The organism is Kangiella sp., from assembly GCF_014762745.1.
Lineage (GTDB): Bacteria > Pseudomonadota > Gammaproteobacteria > Enterobacterales > Kangiellaceae > Kangiella.
The window spans coordinates 1-19,851 of the sequence record NZ_JABURJ010000097.1 but is presented as its reverse complement, the minus strand read 5'-3'; the positions used below and the strand labels follow the sequence as shown (position 1 = coordinate 19,851).

The window sequence follows — 19,851 nt, the reverse complement described above, 5'->3', positions numbered from 1 at the left end:
TCAATTAAATGATGCGGATGACTTTATTTGCTTGCTTTCCAGCTATTGCAATAATTTTCATTCTCCACACTGCTCATCGCATCGGAAACTTCCAGCGCATCACGCGTGTCAATCATTACCGCCACTTCATCAGTTTCTTTCTTGGCGTACTTGCGCCCTGCCTCGAAGGCTTTTGGATGTGGGCCATGAGTAAAGCCAGATGGGTGGAATGTGACCATACCTGCATCAATATTATCGCGGCTGAAGAAATCACCTGCGTGATAGAAAATCACTTCATCAAAGTCATCATTGTTATGGTAGAAAGGTACTTTTAATGCACCAGGATCCGACTCGATCGGACGCGGTACAAAAGTACAAATCACAAAACGACTGGCGACAAAGGTGGTGTGCGCAGAAGGTGGCAAATGATAACGATGTGACATCAATGGACGAATGTCACGCCAGTTAATGCGCACAACCGACAAGTCACCGTGCCAACCGATCGCATCCAGCGGCGAATAGTTGAAATGAACTTTCGAAATTTGTTCACGTCGTTTGATTTCTACCGACCATGGCTTGTCATCCTGTTGTGCCAAAAATTTCTCGTTAACGCTTGGCACATCCAGCATCGCCGGATCGAAAATCGCCTGCGGACCAACCAGGCCTTTTTCAGGCAGTTGATAGCTATCGTTAGTCGCCTCGATTAACAGCATAGTCATCGGCTCATGCGGTTCAAGACGCCACATGGTTCCGCGCGGGATAACCACATAGTCACCATCGCGTATTTCCATATGCCCATAATCGCAGAACAAATCACCTTTACCCTTGTGGATAAAAAGTAACTCATCACCATCGCCATTTCGTGCCAAAGCTGGCATAGCTTCAGCGCACTCCCAGATACGAAATTTACAGCTGGCGTTATGCAATAATTCTTTGGCACTCCAAGGCGAGAGGCTCGCCTTGTCGAGATCATTCAAGTCAAACGCACGTGGGCGTAATGGACCTTCCCATTTTTCCCACGAGGTTGGCGCACGTTTATGATGAAAGTGCGCCGTTGGACCGAAGAAACCACTTCGTCCGGCTTCGCGCTCGTAGATTGCCTCTTCAGGCAAATCCGCATGCGCCTGGCGTGAAATGGTTCCTTCCTTATGAGGAAATGCAATCCATTTACGCATCTTAAATTACTCCGCGTTGGATCTGATCAAGTTCAATCGACTCAAATAGCGCTTTAAAGTTACCTTCTCCGAAGCCCTGGTTACCTTTACGCTGAATAATCTCAAAGAAGATTGGACCAATCACAGTATTGGTAAAGATCTGAAGCAAAATGCCTTCTTCATGATCCAATGAGCCATCAATCAAAATACGGTTTTTACGTAATACATCAACGTCTTCATGATGCTCAGGAATACGCTTTGGAATCATATCGTAGTAGGTGTCCGGTGTATCCATGAACTTCATGCCACCGGCACGTAAATCTTCGATAGTTTGGTAAATATCATCTGTTGATAGTGCGATGTGCTGGATACCTTCACCGTTATATTCTTTCAAGAACTCTTCAATTTGTGACTTTTCGTCAGAAGATTCGTTAATTGGAATACGCAGCTTATTACATGGGCCTGTCATGGCTTTTGAGAACAAGCCAGTTTGCTTACCTTTGATGTCGAAGTAGCGGATTTCGCGGAAGTTGGCGATGTTTTCATAGAAAGTTGCCCAAACATCCATACCACCACGCTTAACGTTATGAGTCAGATGGTCAAGAGTTAGAAGGCCTTTGCCTTTAGGGAATTTCTCAACACCTTCATAATATTCAAAATCGTCATCGTAGAAACTGTTTGGCTTGTTGCCCCACTTGTCGATGAAGTAAAGCACCGAGCCGCCTATACCATAAACCGCTGGATGTGACATGTGTTCTTCATGGTCAAAAGGCTTGGCACCCTTCTCTACCGCATAATCAAAGGCTTTTTGTGCATCGGCTACACGCCATGCCATAGCACACGCACATGGGCCATGTTGCTTACTGAATTCATGGAAATAACCGTTAAGCTCTTCATTAACGATAAAGTTAATATCCCCCTGGCGGAACAGGGTAACATTTTTAGATTTGTGCTTGGCAATCTCTGTAAAGCCCAGCAATTCGAATAATTCTTTTAATTTGTTAACACCTTCTTCGGTTGGTGCCGTGTACTCAACGAACTCAAAACCATCAGTGCCTAGTGGATTAAATGTAGTATCAGTCATGTTTGACTCCTCGAATTTGGTCAAGAGGTGCAACACTTGTTTTGCAGCCTCAATCTAAAGCATTTAGACGGATTCATACTATCTTGTGATGAAAGCCGTCCATTTAAAGGGTTAGCCTGCTCTTTACTGGGTAAAGCAGAGCTTGCGCATGAAGCATACGCAACGAAGAACGGAATCAGCTCCATTGAGCGCGAATTTGGTCGGCAACGATAAACGTTGGTGTGATTTGTTTACTGTATATCAATAACATATATGTCATTTGCCCTGTAACAGCTTGATTTTTAAGTAGCTATTTACGATCCCCACATTATGCAACAGCCCGCCAATATTAACAATATCGCGGGCTGTTTGAGTAAGAAGGTTCGGCTAAATCTTAACTGGCCATTTTCTCTTCTTTCGGTGGATATAAAGGTTTATGCAATCCTAAGCGCTTAGCCTCTCTAACCATTGCCATAACGTCAGACTTAGCCAGTTCAAAAAGCTGCTTGAAGTCATCAATTACAAAGTATTGAGGCTGCATGATATCAATGCGGTATGGCGTTCTAAGGATATCAATCGGATCGAAAGGTTTACGAATCACGTCCGGATTTTCAAGGCTGTGCGGTGTTTCACCAATGGACGACAGAATACCACCACCATAGATACGCTGGCCTTCCGCGGTATTGATTAGGCCAAACTCCACTGTGAACCAGTATAGACGAGCCAGGAATACACGGTCTTCTTTAGAAGCTTCATAGCCCAACTTACCATAAGCACTGGTAAACTCAGCGAAATATGGATTGGTCAGCATGGCGCAGTGGCCAAAAATCTCATGGAAAACATCAGGTTCCTGCAAATAATCCATTTCCTCACGAGTGCGAATAAAAGTCGCACAGGGGAATTTTTTATCTGCTAATAAAGCAAAGAATTTATCAAAATTGATTAAAGCCGGAACCCAGGCTACTTCCCAGCCGGTTTCTTTACGCAACACACTGGAAACTTCTTCCAGTTGCGGAATACGGTCTTTAGGCAGGTTAATCTTATCAAGACCTTCGAAATACTCAGGGCAGGCACGACCTTTGATCAGTTTTTCCTGGCGCGTGATTAACTCGTGCCAAACCTGATGCTCTTCGTCTGTGTAGTGAATAAAGCCATCTTCATCCATCGGACGAGCTTTATACTTGGTACCTGTACCCATGTAATTACCTCTTTAATGTTTCTATGAGTTTATCTTACCTTGTTAACTTGCTTTGCGCGTTACGCGCCACATTATCAATACCTTGGACCACGAAAACAAGTAAAAATTGCCAAACTCTCGATTTAACGAATGGAACTTTTAAGTATCCTGCAATACTAAAGTTTAGTAACACTTTTCACGTGAATTTAACTTTAAACGGTCTATGGTTATTGATATAAATTCAAGCGTTAGCCGATTGCCCGTTTTGAAAAAAATGTTAATTGAACAAAACAAACCAATGCCAAAAAAACAAACCCACGTATACTATATCAACCACACTCCAACTGATGAAATAATTCCATTAGTCAATCAAGGATGTTAATGACAATGCGCACTCTCGTACTGAGCTTAGCTCTTTCCATTATAGCGTTTTTTAACTCTGCGCAGGCCAAACCAGCCTACAGCACTGAACAAAAAGCCTTTTTAGAGGCTGAAAGGGCCTTTAAGCAGGGCAAACTGTCCGAATACCAGAAACTTAAAAAGGATCTTGCTCACTATTCGTTGCTGCCCTATCTGGAATATGAAGAGATTCGGAAAAACCTCAATAAAAACAGTAAACAGCAGGTGGATAGTTTTATTGAAAAGTACCAGTCCTCACCATTGAGTAGTCGTCTGCGCTGGGATTTCATCCGTGAGCTGGCGAAAGCCAAAGATTATACTCTGATGGAGCAGTATTATAGCTTTGGCTCAATTGCCAGCTTCGACTGCCAGATTTTGGATCATCAATTAAAGCAAGGAAAACCCATCAGCGCACTTTCTGAACAGATTGCCAATCTCTGGAATGTATCCAAATCACAGCCCAAGGAATGTGATGACATATTTGAAAAATGGATTGATAACAACCAATTGCAACAGGATGTGGCATACCAGAGATTTTATCAGACTGCACATGAAGGCCCGATCGGTTTACTCAACTACCTCAAACGATACCTGCCAAGGGATGAGCAATACCTGGCTGACTTATGGCTGAAAGTTCGACGCAACCCCAAGGTGGTCACCCGTTCTAACTTTTTCCCCGGCAAAAACCCGAATAAAGAAGCTCCGATACTGGTCTATGCCGTGAAACGTCTTGCCTGGGGCGATCGCGAGGATGCCTACAATGCCTGGAAACGTACTCAAAGCCGGGTGCCATTGGCTGGGGAACATAAATCAGATGTCGAAAGAACCCTGTTCCTGGCCCTGGCTACGGAAAATAATCCCAAAGCCGTGGATATGGCCAAAAATAATCTGAATGAGTTCCTCGGCGATGCATTGGTCAGTCATTGGAAACTGGTCACTTTCCTGCGTACCGAGGACTGGCAAACTATCACTGAGCTCTACGAACTATTACCCTTTGATCAGCAAAGCAGTGAACAATGGCGTTACTGGTATGCGGTAGCTTTAGACGAACTGGGACAAAAAGAAGAAGCAAGAATTCTGCTGACAGAGCTAGCCAAAGAGCGGGGATATTATGGTTACAAAGCGGCCACTCGGACCGGACAACCAATTCAGCTTAACCATGCTCCTGTGATTATCTCCGAGGAAGTCATGAACTCAGTTCGCCAATCTGCTAATGTTGAAAGAGCTGGTGAACTTTATGCCATTGAGCGTTATCTGGATGCCAGCCGTGAATGGCGCAGTTTACTGAGCAGTCTTGAGTCACCCGAAGAGTTTCAGGCTGCCGCTGTCATTGCTAATGAATGGGGCTGGTATAACCAAAGTATTCTGACCATTGCCCGGGCGCAGGTTTGGGATGATACAAATATTCGTTTTCCAACCGCTTTTAAAGATGATTACATCAAAATGGCCAAGCAGGTACAGTTACCACCACACTGGCTGATGGGGGTGGCACGCCAGGAAAGCGCCTATGGCCCACGCGCAGTTTCACCAGCCGGAGCTTATGGCCTGATGCAGGTCATGCCAAACACCGCCAGGGCTTTCGCACGCAAATTCCAGATCCCCTACTCACACAGTAGCGACCTGCTCGACCCTGCGATTAATATTCAGATGGGAAGTCGCTACCTGCAGATGCGCTTCGAAGAGCTGGAACAGAATCCGGTTTATGCCTCAGCGGCTTACAACGCAGGAAAAAGCCGTATTGAACAGTGGAAAAAATATGGTCGATACCCGACAGAAGTGTGGATAGAAGCAATTCCCTATACAGAAACCCGTGATTACATCAAGCGAGTCATGACTTATCGTCAGGTTTATGCGCTCAAGTTAGGTCTGGATGATGATATTTTTGAATATATCCTGACCACAGAAACTGGTGACAAAAAATAAGGCGCCAGTGGCGCCTTGAGAATTCTATAGAGAATTTGACTAGAAATATCTTTCAAAGGTTATCGACAAGTAGTCATCGTTTCTAAAAGGATAAAGCATACTCTCCATTGGTCGGGTTTCATCAATACCTTCAAACCAACGCCCCTCAACGACCAACTTCCAGCTATCACCCAGGCGACGGCTGGCTTCAAGGTTGATGAACTGCTGATTATCGGCATGGGAATAGCCCAGCAGAACTTCAGTTGAAGGAATGTCATTCATTGCTAATCGCAAGCCAGTAACCAGTGTATCCTGCTGCTCAAAACCACCGGGCAAAGTATCACGCGAGTCATATTGATACTCCATGATTAAACCTAAATCAGCACCGCCCTCAGTAACTCCATAGAAAGTGTATTCAAACCCACCCACAGCCGCTGAATAACGACTCTCTTCAAAACCTGAGCGACTCATGGCTTCCAGTTTCCATAACCAGGCACCTTTGGTTGCCTGTAAATCAATACTGGTTTGATCGATTGTCACATAAACAGGTCTCAACTTTGGCTGAAGCGGATTGCTATTATCTAGCAAAAACTGTGGCTCACGACTGGTTCCCGAAAAATGGGCAACCCCAATGTCCCAGTCACCAAACCAGTTTGACCAACGAATGGCACCATCCAGACGGGATTTACCATCGGGATCGGTATAAACAGGGTTATCAGTATCAATGACATAAGGAAAGCGTAAGCGCCCGTCTTCACCAGCAAAGGTTCTTTCACGAAAGCCTGGCAAAGCAAAAATACTCAAAAGACCCCAGTCACGCTCTGTAGATAAGGCAATCATTGGCTGACCGAGCTTGTCTTCCCCGTCAATATTTTCGACAAAATCCGTCTGATTAATGATATCCACCAGATGCTGCGACTCCGCCACTCCCCAGAAAACCTTGCCGACACCCGCTTTAACTTCCCACTCTTCCCCAACGTAACTGAGCATCAGCTCCCGAATATCAGCATGGGTCCGCTCGCTGTCCATACTATCCCAGCGATAAAAAGGTTTAAAAACCAGGCTTATATCATGCTCATCCCATCGATGATAAAACTCAGGCTCGATCATCACCGAGGCTAGCTCCTGCTCCTGGCCAAAATCACCCTCTTCAAAATAATAGCGACCTTCAGCAGCCACAACACCACGCCATTCCGCTGAAAATGCCGACATGGACAATAAAATCAAGGAGCTGGAGAAAAGAGATTTTAATACAATTGATTTAGACATCAGTTCCATACTAGTTGGTCTGTTATTTGCGCACATTGTAAATAATGATGCGGGCAAATACTAGCGAGCATTCTTTGTTAACCCACGTCGCATAATAGACAATATCAATAGTCGGAGCCGTGCATTTTTTGAGCAATATGCTAATCTGAATACTCAACAATAAAGGAGGTCACATGGCACAAGTATTAACGCCACAACGTGGCCATTGGTATAAACGCTCCGATTTAGACACTATCTTTGAAGTAGTCGCTTTAGATGATGATGAAGGCACTATTGAAGTACAGTATTTTGGTGGCGAAATCGAAGAATTTGATATTAATAGTTGGCAATTACTTGAACTCAGTCAGGCAGCACCACCTGAAGACTGGAGTGGAGCGCTGGAAGTAGACGATTATACCCTTGGCGACGAACTAGAACTGGCACCGGGTTCTCTCGATGATGTGCTTAACATCATTGACTCGAACGACTACTAAAACAATACCCAACGTTTGATGGCAAATCATGGTTTGTTTTGCTATTGGGCCTGTTGACGACGGCATATAAAGTGGTCATTCGGCTCACATTCGTTATAATCTGCACCAGACAATCAGATAACCAAATAAAAAATGTCAGAGTCAATTACCCACTGGGCGGACGCGCTGGGACCAGAGAAAAAAAAGCCTTATTTCAAAGAGTTAATTGCATTTGTAGAGTCTGAAAGAAACTCTGGCAAAACCATCTACCCACCCAAAGAACAGGTGTTTTCAGCGCTAAAACTCACAGAGTTTAGCGAGGTCAAGGTAGTGATATTGGGACAGGATCCCTATCACGGCCCCAACCAGGCCAATGGCCTTTGCTTCTCAGTCGGATCTGACCAACCTCTTCCGCCATCCCTGCGCAATATTTACAAAGAGCTCATTAACGACATCGGCTGCCGCCCCCCAGCAAACGGTGACCTGAGCCACTGGGCGAGACAGGGTGTGTTATTACTGAACGCGGTTTTAACCGTTGAAGCCGCTAAGGCTAACTCACACAAGGGCCGAGGCTGGGAGCTGTTTACCGACGCAGTCATTGCCAGCCTCAATCAGGCGCCGCAACCAATTGTATTCCTGTTATGGGGTTCACAGGCTCAGGCCAAATCTGGCTTGATAAAAAATCCTAAACACACTATCTTAAGCGCACCGCATCCGTCGCCACTTTCTGCGCACCGGGGCTTTTTTGGCTGTAAGCATTTTTCTAAAACAAATCAAATACTTGTAGAAAATGACCAAACACCTATAAAATGGGGTTAGCTTAACTTGGCTTAAAAACAATACTTGATGAGTATAGAAGTGATTAAAATATCGTAAATTGATATTAATGCGCATTAGTAGCAAGGAATATTAGAAATAGATTGATGGAATATGGACTGCTTTCTTAGAGCTTTGAGAACACTTACCAATCTGCTTATAGCTTTACTTCTATTCGCGGCTGGATCTCATTTTGTCTACGCAGCGCAAACTGAAATGGATTCCCCTGTAATCCAGCAAACACCACAAAAACAAATCACCATTATCGCGCAACACTTCTCCAGTTATTACTCAACCATCGCCAAAAGCCTATCCTTATCTTCCCTGTCGAATGACTATAGAATCGTCAACATGTCTCTGGAGGATTGGAAAAGCCAGCGCCCGCAATCAGAGCTGGTGATCAGCTTAGGCCCTTCACCTTTAGAAGAACTGCTAAAATCAGAACATCAAGAGCCGGTGTTGGCCGGGTTAATTACCTACCAGGATTGGAAAAAAGCCGTTAATCAATACCCTGCCATGGATACTGTCAGTGCTATTTTTTACGACCCGGATCCAAATCGTCAGATTGTGCTTGGAAAATTACTGCTTCCTTTATCGGAATCAGTGGGTGTCATGTACTCAACCGACACCCCTTATTTTTTGCAAGGCTATGAACAAGCACTTAAAGCAATGGAGTTGAACCTACAGGCCATCAAAATCAAGCAAACATCAGAGGTAGCAAGACGCTTCCCCGCCTTGTCACAAGAGTCCGATTTCATTATTGCTCAGCCAGATCCCATCATCTATAACAGTCAAACCCTGCCCAGAGTATTGTTGAGCAGTTATCGACAAAGAAAGGTTATCATTGGCTACTCAACCGGAGTGGTCAATGCTGGAGCTGTAGCAACCACCTTCACCACCCCGGAAATGTTGGTTGATGACTTGAAAGAGTCTGCTGCAAAATTTCTGGAACAGGGCTTTCAGTCTTTTGCGCGGTACTGTAAATACTATGATATAAAATATAACACTGAAGTCGCTCGCTCCTTAGAACTGGATATGATCTCAAAAGAGCAGTTACAATCAGAGCTGGATAAATTGAAATTAGAAACCGACGACCCTGCTTACAACCAGAGTAATCCCAAAACCAATAAACCTGAAAGGCAGTAACAGTGAAGCGCACAAAGTATGTTAATCAATACAATCTAGCATTTATACTTGCCGTCATTGCGCTACTGTTTATCGCCAATTATTTGTTCACAAAAGTAAGTCAGCAACAGCACTACTATCAGCAACAAAACCTAAGCCAGACAATCATGGCAAATTTAACTATCGAGTTAGAGTATGGCCTATCATTCGGTAATAAAGTAGATCTTAAGAACTCTTTAGAAGCTCTAAGAAACAATCAGGGGCTTGCAATGATCACCGTTTATGACAATCAAAACAATATCATGGCACAACTCGATAACCGCGATCTGTTATCCATTCCCGATGAAGAAGAGCTGATCTACTTTACGCAACCAATCGAACAAAGTCCTAGTAGCTCACTCAGTGATTCATTGCTATTAAATGAAGAGATACTACAAAGCGTCAAACTAGAAAGGCGACTTGGTGAAGTGACTCTAGGCATGACCCCATTAGAGTACAGCCCGACTACAGACGAACTACAGACCTACCGAGCGCTGCTTAATACCTCCATCGTTGTTTTGATGGTTCTATTATGGGGTTATATGTATTATCGGTTAAGTTATACCAGCCGGGTTATGAAAAAAATGACTGAGTCACTTAACCGCTCAGTATTACCACGAAACATTCTTTATAACACTAAAACTCAAGAAGCACAGGCTCTGATTAAAGCCATTATTGATATCTTTTTACAGAATAAAAATTTTGAGCATCAACTCACTTTATTAAAAACAGAAGTTGCCCAGGCCAGACGAGATGCCAATACGGAACTGCAGGAATTTTTGGGCTTCCTACTCGAACACCCCATTGAGCATGATGATGAAACTATCCAACTTTTCTATCAATCCATTACTCAACATATTGGTGATCGAAAAAGCTCAATTTGGTCGAGAGATCTATTAAAGCAGGTAATAACCGAACTATCAGGCTTAGCCAAAAGTGAGAATGTTACTATTTACGATACCTACAGCGGCGACCGGATAAATCGACAGTTAATCATCGATAAAGATAACTTCAAACGCTTTTTATTACTGCTTGTTGAGCAACTGATAAGAGTTTGTGCGGGACATCAACTGAGCATTTCTTTTGATCAAAGACAGGCAATAAAAGACAATACCATCTTACGGATTTCGATTGAGTCCGATGCTGACAATTTTATTCAGGGTATTACCACTCAAAGTCTATTCCATTTTTCACATGAAGCTCCTGTCAGCTGCTACAGTAATAACGTACACCTGATCGCAGCAAAACACCTGCTGCGAAAATTTGGCGGTGAATATTTCTATTTTGAAAAAGAAGTCAGAATTGAAATACCGGTTGCGACTCTTGCCACCGATGAACCAGAAGTCTGGACAGAAAGTGTCAGTCCAATCGAGACTGATATTAGTGCCTTAATCTTTGACTCAGATCCGATTGATAAAATGGTATTGATGGGCTACCTGGAAAAGCTTGGAGTAAATACTGAAAAAGCATCCGCTAAACAGGTAGTTCTGCAAAAGATTCGACACGAAAAATTTGATGTCATCATGGTTAATTCGGACTTTCTGAATGAACCTGATCCTTTCTTCTTTACTAACTTCGCAAGTGAGCTCAATGATCAGGAAGAACAAACCAAAATCCTGGTCATCAGTAGTGATTCCAGTGTACAGAATACAGAACTATTCCAATCACTAAATGCTCACTACCTGCCCAAACCTATCGATATTCATCAGCTTAAATCGACCTTAATCAATTTATGCACTGACGTAAACGGCTGATGCTTTTCTGATAGTTCTTTCTGATCGCATCTTCATGCATGTGACCCCCCTCTTTCACCTGACACTGCCCTTTTACCCAAACAGATTGGATCGCGTCGTTGCTAAGCTGATGATTAAAAATAAAAGCATCGATTAATTGGTTCTGTTCTTTGCCAAGCAAAGCAAAACTATCTGTGTTCAGCTCAATAAAATCCGCCTGGTTACCGACTTTAATTACTCCTGCTTTCTGACCGAGTGATTGAGCACCAGCAGTTGCTGCCTGTTGCCATAACCACAATCCGTTAGAGCTATGCTCTGCTTCAACTAGTAGAGTGCGCGACTGTTGTGCTAAACGCTGCTGATATTCGAGCCAGCGTAATTCTTCTGTAGCATCAACCGAAATATGGCTATCACTCCCCACCGACCAACGACCAGCATTTTGTTTGTATTCCAGCATAGAAAATAAGCCATCACCCAGATTAGCTTCCGTTGTAGTACAGACTGCAATCACAGCCTTTGAATCAGCGACCGCTTTGATTTCTTCTGCCGTCATATGAGTGGCATGTACCAGACACCAACGCTCGCTCACCTGCTGCTGTTCCATCAACCACTCGACTGGACGTTTACCACTAAAATCCAGGCAGTCATTCACTTCCTTCATCTGCTCAGCGATGTGGATATGGATGGGCGCTTTAGAGTCAATAGAATTCAGGTGCTCGATAGCAAAACTAAGATCCTGATGATTAACGGCGCGTAGCGAATGAGGTGCGATACCAAAAGACTGCTGATACTGCTCAGATAACTTTGCCACATGGTCAATCAGCCCTGCATAAGCCTGTTGATCGTGAATAAAACGCTTTTGCCCAGCATTAGGTGCTTGTTCTCCAAAACCACTGTAGCGATAAAACACAGGAAGTAGAGTTAGACCAATACCGCTTTCCCTGGCTGATTCAAAAATTCGTTGCGACATCTCAGCAGGATTATCGTACGCAGATCCATTAGTGTTATGGTGAAGATAATGAAATTCCCCAACAGATGTATAACCCGCCTTCAGCATCTGCATATACAGCGCTGAGGCAATTGCCTGCAGGTCTTCGGGCTGTATCGCATCGACAAACCCATACATGGCCTGACGCCAGGTCCAGAAGCTATCGCCACCTTTGCCGCTCTTCTCGCCTAAACCAGCCATCGCCCATTGAAAGGCATGCGAATGACTATTTGGCAAACCTGGAATAAGCGCACCCTGCAGTCTCGTTCCAGAAAAGTTTGCTTCAATCTCTGCGTCAGGTTTCAATTCAAGAATAACCCCATTACAATCGACCTTTATCAGAACATCACTGGCCCAGCCGGCTTCGGTTAGAACTTGCTTGGCAAAAATATGTTTTTCAGTGGTAGAAGTCATTGATGGGTTAACCTGTCTGCTAATCTTTGTAAGAAATGGGATCATAATATGAGCCAACCAGAAACTAAACCCTTTGATTACCTTATTCACAATGTACATGTCGCGACTATGGCCAGCACGGATGATTATGGTGTCGTTAAAGATGCCTGTGTTGGCGTCAAATCAGGGGTTATTCAATTTATAGGCACTCAGCAACAACTGAGCCATCCGAATGAACTGGACAAGAATGCAGACAGTGTCATCAATGCACACGGACAATGGTTAACCCCTGGTCTAATTGATTGTCATACTCATCTGGTCTATGGCGGCAACCGTGCCAATGAATTTGAAATGCGCTTGAATGGTGCTGATTATGAAGAAATTGCCAAAGCTGGCGGTGGAATTCTTTCCACAGTGCGAGCAACTCGCGCTGCCAGTGAGCAAGAACTGTTTGATAGTGCAACAAAACGACTAAAGTCGCTACTCAAGGAGGGCCTCACCACTATCGAAATCAAATCAGGCTATGGTCTGGATACCGAAACGGAAATAAAAATGCTGAAAGTTGCCAAACGACTTGGCAAGGAATTTCCGGTTAGGGTTGCCACTACCTTCCTTGGCGCACATGCGCTACCACCAGAATACAAAGATCGTTCGGATGATTATATTGACCTGGTCTGTAACGAAATGCTTCCAACCATTGCGGAACTCAAGCTGGCTGACGCAGTTGACGCCTTTTGTGAAAATATCGGCTTTAGCTATCAGCAGACGCAAAAAGTTTTTGCAACAGCAAAGCAGCTTGGTCTGCCAGTGAAGCTTCATGCCGAACAGTTATCCGATCAATCGGGCGCAGGCTTAGCCGCAGATTACCATGCTCTTTCTGCTGATCATCTAGAGTATTTATCACAGAACTCCATTGAGAAGATGGCAAAAAGTGGTACCGTTGCGGTGCTACTACCGGGAGCCTTTTATTTCCTGCGCGAAACCAAGCTACCTCCAATTCAGGCCCTTCGGGATGCCAAAGTACCCATGGCGATTGCCACCGACAGCAACCCCGGAACCTCGCCTGCAGAATCTATTTTGTTGATGCTCAATATGGGCTGCACCTTCTTCAGAATGACACCGCTTGAAACATTACAGGGCGTAACTATCAACGCAGCAAAAGCACTAGGTTTAGACCAAGAAGTTGGCTCTATTGAGGTAGGGAAAAAAGCGGATATGGTGCTTTGGGACATTGAACATCCGAACCAGCTTAGCTATCAGTTAGGGGGAAGTAACTGGGCACGAACTTTCAAAAGCTAATATAAAAAAAGAGCGTTCTCACGAACGCTCTTTCCAAGTCAGTAATTTTAAATACTCTACAACAAATTATTCTACAACAATCACACCTTTCATCATGAAAGAGTGGCCAGGGAAACTACAGATAAACTCATAAGTACCCTTCTCTTTCAAAGTGAAAGTAATGGTATCGCTTTCACCACCGCCAATCACTTTGGTGTGAGCTAAAACGCTGTCATTTCCTTCTGGGACATAATCAGTAGCTTTAGCCTGAATAGCAGCATTAGCAAACGCCTGAACATCAGTACCTTGTGCCAATACCACAAAGTTATGACCCATGACATCTTTACCTAGCTTGCCAGTGTGATTTAAAGTTAATTTAATCTCTTCACCAGCTTTAACTTTAATTTCGCTGACATCAAATTTCATGGCGTCATCACTGTTTACAACAACATCTTTTGCAAACAAAGGCATAGCGAATAAAGCTAAAACAACTGTTAATAAAATCTTACGCATCTTGTCACCTTTTACGTTGGGTTAAACACGTATCTAGCATACCAGTTTAAGGTGAATATGACATGAATATGCGCACATTTTCGCTGTATATCTTTTTATGAAACTCTCTCTATAGGATTATTTTAATTAATCAATAACTGCCTGCAATTTCTGCATCAAATCACTTATAACGCTTTGCACTGAAAGCATTTTTGATTTATCCAAAGTACGCAGACGCTCATTAAGATAGGTAATCTGCGACAGCTCCAGCTGCAGGCAGTACACCCGGCTAGCAGGATCAGCATAATGGCGAGTGATATACCCGCCCTTAAAGCGACCGTTGAGAATTTTTGTGTATTGCCTTGTATCGAAATCCTCAAGCAACTGTTTGATGTTCTGATTGACCGTGGCACCGTTATTGGTACCGAAGTTGAAATCGGGTAAGCGGCCCTCAAAAAACCTTGGTACTTCCGATTGAATGGTATGCGCCTCAAATAACAGGCAATAGCCGAAGCTCTCTTTTGCCTTTTCAATCAGGTTCTTGAGCTGGTCATGGTACGGTTGCCAATACTGTTTGATTCTGCGACTTATTTCCTCATCGGTGGGCAATTGAGATTCGGTGTACAAAGTTTCGCGATCAAAGTTACTGGTTGGACATAGCTCAGTGTTATCCGCACCTGCATAAAGCACTTCGCCTGACTTATCACGATTCAGGTCAATCACATAACGCGAATAGTTGGCATTGATTCGAGTAATCGACAGCTCATCCAGAAAGCTATAGAGATCGACCAGATACCAGTCGGTATCTGCACTGTCATAAGCAGCGGGTTGCATCTGCTTAATAATATCGTGTGGAATAAACTGACCATGGTGCGGCATTGAAACAATGATTGGCGAATCATGAAACTCCAGGTCATAAACCGGGTATTCTTCTGCCTGAAGTTGCAAAGTTGCTCTGTCGAGCGGTAATCGATCAGGCTCGACATATTCCGTGCGAGCCTGTTCAGATTCGATCACTGATTCAGAGTAATAAATCCGTATTAGCGACTTGGCATCCTTTAATAAGAACTCACAAAGAGACTCGACTTCATCCCAGGAATCAGTGTTCAGATACCATTTAACCTGTAATAGGTAGTCGATAAAAAAATCGGTCATGGTTCGATGGTACTTTTGTTCGGCACCTAGAACCTTGGTCAGCTTGATCAATCCCTGATGTACACGCTCGCGCGCAGCCATGATCGAGTAGTGATTTAGATAATACCAGGCCACTCGCAAATGATTTCTATGGTTAAAGTCACCACCAGTTATCGACTGGGCTTCAAATTTCTCTACTAACTGATTGATATTCATATAAATGGTTATTTCTCTATTAATTCACTGTATGAATTTATGCTACTTGGGAGTTGCTTTTGAACTTGGTTTTTGGTTGTATATACAACTTAGCATACAAGACGGATACTATTAGTCAAACGGCATAGTCCAATCTACGACTTTTGCCGAACATTATCAGGCCACAGAGTATATTGGAACCATCAATGACAGAACAGAATACTCGCCTTTATATCACGGTTAAAGAATTTATTAAGCAAGGCATCGAGCAGCAACGCTGGAAAGAACACAAGCGCGTTCCCTCGGAGAATGAGCTGGTCGAAACCTGTAAAGTCAGTCGCATGACAGCGCGTCGCGCCCTGGATGAACTGACCGAAGAAGGCGTTCTCTATCGAGTACAGGGACGCGGCACTTTTGTCGCCCCAAAAAAGCTTTATTCGCCGATGCTTAAAATTCGAAACATTGCCGAAGAGATCATTGAGCGTGGCGGCAACTACTCAAACGAACTGATCCTGTTGCAAAAAGAGCAATGCCCTACTCACCTGCTGGAGCGCTTTGAACTTGAAGAAGGTGACGATATTTACCATTCGATTATGGTGCACAAAGACAACGACAAGCCCATTCAAATCGAACAGCGTTATGTTAACCCCAAAGCTGCACCAGACTATTTAAAACAGGACTATGCCAGCATTACCCCCAATGTTTATCTGTCAAAAGTGGCACCGCTGACCGAAGCTGAGCACCAGATTGAAGCACGCGAGGCCGACCCTTTTATGCAGGTAACCCTCAAGCTACAGGACAATGAACCAGTGTTATGCATCGATCGGGCAACCTGGTCAAATGATACCCTGGTTAGTTATAGCCAGCTCTATCATCCGGCAAGCCGTTTCCGTATTACTGGTCGCTTTAAAACCGAACATCAATTAACTGAGCTATAACAGCTCGATAAAGAGGAATACAACTATGACTGACAAGAATCGTTTCGATCCTGACCGCGTCATTCGAGCGCCACACGGCACCACTTTAAACACCAAGTCATGGCTGACAGAAGCACCGCTTCGCATGTTAATGAATAACCTTGATCCTGATGTTGCTGAGCACCCTCAGGGCTTAGTGGTTTATGGTGGCATCGGTCGCGCTGCACGTAACTGGGAGTGCTATGATAAAATTGTCGAAACTCTGAAGCGCCTCAATGATGATGAGACCTTGTTGGTTCAGTCCGGTAAACCAGTGGGGGTATTTAAAACCCATAGCGATGCACCGCGAGTGTTAATTGCTAACTCTAATCTTGTACCTCACTGGGCTAACTGGGAACACTTCAACGAACTCGATAAAAAAGGCCTGATGATGTATGGCCAGATGACTGCTGGCTCGTGGATTTATATTGGCAGCCAGGGCATCGTGCAAGGTACTTATGAAACCTTTGTAGAAGCTGGGCGACAGCACTTTAATGGCAATACCAAAGGCAAATGGATTCTAACTGGCGGTCTAGGCGGCATGGGTGGTGCCCAGCCTCTTGCTGCGACTATGGCTGGCTATTGCATGATTGCGGTTGAGTGTGATGAGACTCGAATCGATTTCCGTATCCGCACCGGTTATGTCGATAAAAAAGCGACCAGTGTGGATGAAGCCATCGCTCAGCTTAAGGAAGCATTAGATAAAGGTCAGCCGATCTCCATTGGTCTGCTAGGCAATGCTGCAGAAGTTTTCCCGGAGCTGCATAAACGAGGTCTCAAACCTGATCTGGTCACTGACCAGACTTCTGCCCATGATCCTGTGAACGGTTATTTACCGATTGGCTGGACGGTTGAACAGTGGCGCAAAGAAGCGCAAGCTAACCCTGAGCTTGTCAGTAAAGAAGCTAAAAAGTCGATGGCGGTTCAGGTTCAAGCGATGCTCGACTTTTACCATGAAGGCATCCCAACGGTCGATTACGGTAATAATATCCGCCAAATGGCTCTGGAAGAAGGCGTCAGTAATGCTTTTGACTTCCCGGGCTTTGTTCCTGCCTATATTCGCCCCCTCTTCTGCCGTGGCATTGGCCCATTCCGCTGGGCAGCCCTTTCCGGTGACCCAGAAGATATTTATAAAACCGATCAGAAGGTCAAAGAAATTATTGCTGATGACCCACACCTGCATAACTGGCTGGACATGGCCCGTGAACGTATTCAGTTCCAGGGGTTGCCTGCGCGAATTTGCTGGGTTGGACTAGGTCTACGCCACAAACTTGGTCTGGCTTTTAACGAGATGGTGCGTAACGGCGAATTAAAAGCGCCTGTCGTCATTGGCCGCGACCACCTTGATTCAGGCTCAGTGGCCAGCCCGAACCGTGAAACTGAAGGCATGATGGATGGCTCTGATGCGGTGTCCGATTGGCCGCTATTAAACGCCATGCTCAATGTGGCAGGTGGTGCAACCTGGGTATCCTTGCATCACGGTGGAGGTGTTGGAATGGGCTTCTCGCAACATTCCGGTGTTGTTATTTGCTGTGATGGTAGCGAAGAAGCGGACAAACGCATCGAGCGAGTCTTATTTAACGATCCAGCTACCGGCGTCATGCGCCATGCCGATGCCGGTTACGATATCGCCATTAGCTCTGCCAAAGAGCAAGGTTTAGACTTACCTATGCTCAACGACAAGAATTCATAAGAGGTTATGTCAATGCATTCATTTACTCTAACACCTGGTGAGCTTTCTTTAGCAGACTGCCGTGCCATTTATCAGGAATCCGTATCGATTACCTTAAACGACAGTTTTTATCCGGTCATCGATCGCGCCGCACAAACAGTAGCTGATGTGATTAACAATAATGAAACCGTTTATGGCATCAATACCGGTTTTGGTTTACTCGCTTCAACCCGCATCCCAAAAGAAAAACTGGAACTGTTGCAGGAAAGCCTGGTGCTATCTCACGCTGCAGGTATCGGTGAATTATTGCCAGACAATGTCGTGCGCTTATTGATGGTGTTAAAGCTTTCCAGCCTTGCGCAGGGCCATTCCGGGGTACGTCGTGAAACGGTCGATGCCCTTATCAGCTTAGTAAATCACGAAGTGTATCCTTGCATTCCGGAAAAAGGGTCCGTTGGCGCATCGGGCGATCTGGCACCGCTTGCTCACATGAGTTGTACCTTAATTGGTGTTGGCGAAGTACGTCACCAGGGTAAAATTATCTCTGCCGTAGAAGGCCTTAAAATTGCAGGTCTTGAGCCGCTGACCCTCGGCGCAAAGGAAGGTCTGGCACTATTAAATGGTACCCAGTGCTCAACAGCATTGGCACTTGCTGGCCTATTCGGCGCCGAGAACAACTTTGCTGCAGCAATCGTTGCCGGTGGCCTTTCCGTGGATGCGGTCATGGGCAGTATTGCTCCTTTTGATGCACGTATTCACCAGGTTCGTGGCCACAAAGGGCAGCAACAGGTTGCGCTCAGTTTATTGAATCTGATTAAAGGTAGCCAAATCAACGAATCACACGAAGACTGTGAAAAGGTCCAGGACCCCTACTCGCTTCGCTGTCAGCCACAGGTGATGGGCGCAGCGCTTGACCATATGCGTTTTGCTGCCTCTGTTCTGCTTACTGAAGCTAACGCTGTTTCTGATAACCCACTAGTATTCCCTGAACAAGGCGACATTATTTCTGGCGGAAACTTCCACGCCGAACCCGTAGCCATGTCTTCAGACTTACTGGCCATAGTAATCTCAGAAGTGGGAGCCATTGTTGAGCGACGTATTGCACTGATGCTGGACAAGCATTTAAGTGGACTACCAGCGTTTCTGGTGAAGGATGGTGGCGTAAACTCAGGCTTCATGATTGCCCAGGTTACCGCAGCAGCATTGGCTTCAGAGAACAAAACACTGGCACACCCTGCATCGGTAGATAGCTTACCGACCTCTGCCAATCAGGAGGACCATGTTTCAATGGCCACCTTTGCCGCACGCCGTTTGCGTGAAATGAACTTCAATACTGCCGGTGTGATTGCTGTGGAATTATTGTCTGCCGCACAGGGCATTGATTTCAGGGCGCCATTGAAAACTTCACCACGCCTGCAAAAAGCCTATGATCTGATTCGCGAAAAAGTGGCTTACTACGAGAAAGATCGTCACTTTGGGCCTGACATAGAAGCCATCAAGGCGCTGATTGATCAGGGAGTATTTAATGAGATGGTTGGTGAGCTAGAATTACCCAGCATCCAGTAAACCAGACTAAGCAGAAATGCAAAGGCGCTCAATTAAGAGCGCCATTTGCTCTGCTTTACTATCGCTATG

16 protein-coding genes are annotated in these 19,851 nt (G+C 44.9%); 9 read left to right on the top strand and 7 right to left on the bottom strand.

Annotated features, from left to right (window positions below; all coding sequences use genetic code 11):
* Positions 1 to 23: 23 nt before the first annotated feature.
* From HUJ19_RS07275 to phhA, 3 genes are all read right to left on the bottom strand, one after another.
* Complete coding sequence (locus HUJ19_RS07275) at positions 24 to 1,154, bottom strand: homogentisate 1,2-dioxygenase (RefSeq protein ID WP_290623055.1); 1,131 nt, start codon at positions 1,152 to 1,154, stop codon at positions 24 to 26.
* Position 1,155: 1 nt separating this feature from the next.
* Entirely contained in the window at positions 1,156 to 2,217 is a 1,062-nt protein-coding gene (gene hppD / locus HUJ19_RS07270; protein ID WP_290623054.1) for a 4-hydroxyphenylpyruvate dioxygenase, read from the bottom strand.
* Positions 2,218 to 2,590: 373 nt separating this feature from the next.
* Positions 2,591 to 3,394 carry a phenylalanine 4-monooxygenase gene (gene phhA, locus HUJ19_RS07265; protein ID WP_290623053.1) on the bottom strand — a complete coding sequence of 268 codons (804 nt, stop codon included), beginning with the start codon at positions 3,392 to 3,394 and terminating at the stop codon, positions 2,591 to 2,593.
* Between the two features lie 366 nt (positions 3,395 to 3,760).
* On the opposite strand from phhA, the gene HUJ19_RS07260 reads away from it, so the two are divergent.
* Complete coding sequence (locus HUJ19_RS07260; protein WP_290623052.1) at positions 3,761 to 5,695, top strand: transglycosylase SLT domain-containing protein; 1,935 nt, start codon at positions 3,761 to 3,763, stop codon at positions 5,693 to 5,695.
* Positions 5,696 to 5,734: 39 nt separating this feature from the next.
* On the opposite strand, the gene HUJ19_RS07255 is transcribed toward HUJ19_RS07260, so the two are convergent.
* Positions 5,735 to 6,943, bottom strand: a complete 1,209-nt coding sequence (locus HUJ19_RS07255) for a hypothetical protein (protein ID WP_290623051.1) — start codon at positions 6,941 to 6,943, stop codon at positions 5,735 to 5,737.
* 173 nt (positions 6,944 to 7,116) lie between these two features.
* On the opposite strand from HUJ19_RS07255, the gene HUJ19_RS07250 reads away from it, so the two are divergent.
* The 4 genes from HUJ19_RS07250 to HUJ19_RS07235 all read left to right on the top strand — a co-directional run bounded on the left by HUJ19_RS07250 (position 7,117) and on the right by HUJ19_RS07235 (position 11,129).
* Positions 7,117 to 7,416: a DUF6763 family protein gene (locus tag HUJ19_RS07250; protein ID WP_290623050.1), complete on the top strand. Its 300-nt coding sequence runs from the start codon at positions 7,117 to 7,119 to the stop codon at positions 7,414 to 7,416.
* A gap of 132 nt (positions 7,417 to 7,548) precedes the next feature.
* Positions 7,549 to 8,214, top strand: a complete 666-nt coding sequence (gene ung / locus HUJ19_RS07245; protein WP_290623049.1) for a uracil-DNA glycosylase — start codon at positions 7,549 to 7,551, stop codon at positions 8,212 to 8,214.
* A gap of 213 nt (positions 8,215 to 8,427) precedes the next feature.
* A complete protein-coding gene (locus tag HUJ19_RS07240) occupies positions 8,428 to 9,357 on the top strand; it encodes a hypothetical protein (RefSeq protein WP_290623048.1) in 930 nt (309 codons plus the stop codon).
* 2 nt (positions 9,358 to 9,359) lie between these two features.
* Positions 9,360 to 11,129: a response regulator receiver protein gene (locus HUJ19_RS07235; RefSeq protein WP_290623047.1), complete on the top strand. Its 1,770-nt coding sequence runs from the start codon at positions 9,360 to 9,362 to the stop codon at positions 11,127 to 11,129.
* Here HUJ19_RS07235 and HUJ19_RS07230 read toward each other — a convergent pair.
* Positions 11,101 to 12,510, bottom strand: coding sequence for a formimidoylglutamate deiminase (locus HUJ19_RS07230; RefSeq protein WP_290623046.1), 1,410 nt, complete (start codon positions 12,508 to 12,510; stop codon positions 11,101 to 11,103). The genes HUJ19_RS07235 and HUJ19_RS07230 overlap by 29 nt on opposite strands.
* Positions 12,511 to 12,558: 48 nt before the next feature.
* Between HUJ19_RS07230 and hutI the strand changes: the two genes are divergently transcribed.
* A complete protein-coding gene (hutI, locus tag HUJ19_RS07225; RefSeq protein ID WP_290623045.1) occupies positions 12,559 to 13,788 on the top strand; it encodes an imidazolonepropionase in 1,230 nt (409 codons plus the stop codon).
* A 66-nt stretch (positions 13,789 to 13,854) separates the two neighbouring features.
* Here hutI and azu read toward each other — a convergent pair whose 3' ends face one another.
* The gene (gene azu, locus HUJ19_RS07220) at positions 13,855 to 14,280 is read right to left on the bottom strand and encodes an azurin (RefSeq protein ID WP_290623044.1); all 426 of its coding nucleotides are present in this window, start codon (positions 14,278 to 14,280) and stop codon (positions 13,855 to 13,857) included.
* 126 nt (positions 14,281 to 14,406) lie between these two features.
* The gene (locus HUJ19_RS07215; RefSeq protein ID WP_290623043.1) at positions 14,407 to 15,609 is read right to left on the bottom strand and encodes an N-formylglutamate amidohydrolase; all 1,203 of its coding nucleotides are present in this window, start codon (positions 15,607 to 15,609) and stop codon (positions 14,407 to 14,409) included.
* A 185-nt stretch (positions 15,610 to 15,794) separates the two neighbouring features.
* Here HUJ19_RS07215 and hutC point away from each other — a divergent pair, with 185 nt between their 5' ends.
* Genes hutC through hutH form a run of 3 tightly spaced genes read left to right on the top strand, consistent with a single transcriptional unit; the run spans position 15,795 to position 19,782 of the window.
* A complete protein-coding gene (hutC, locus tag HUJ19_RS07210; protein ID WP_290623042.1) occupies positions 15,795 to 16,526 on the top strand; it encodes a histidine utilization repressor in 732 nt (243 codons plus the stop codon).
* A 25-nt stretch (positions 16,527 to 16,551) separates the two neighbouring features.
* Complete coding sequence (gene hutU, locus HUJ19_RS07205; RefSeq protein ID WP_290623041.1) at positions 16,552 to 18,237, top strand: urocanate hydratase; 1,686 nt, start codon at positions 16,552 to 16,554, stop codon at positions 18,235 to 18,237.
* 6 nt (positions 18,238 to 18,243) lie between these two features.
* Positions 18,244 to 19,782: a histidine ammonia-lyase gene (hutH, locus tag HUJ19_RS07200; protein ID WP_367273980.1), complete on the top strand. Its 1,539-nt coding sequence runs from the start codon at positions 18,244 to 18,246 to the stop codon at positions 19,780 to 19,782.
* Positions 19,783 to 19,851: the final 69 nt, after the last annotated feature.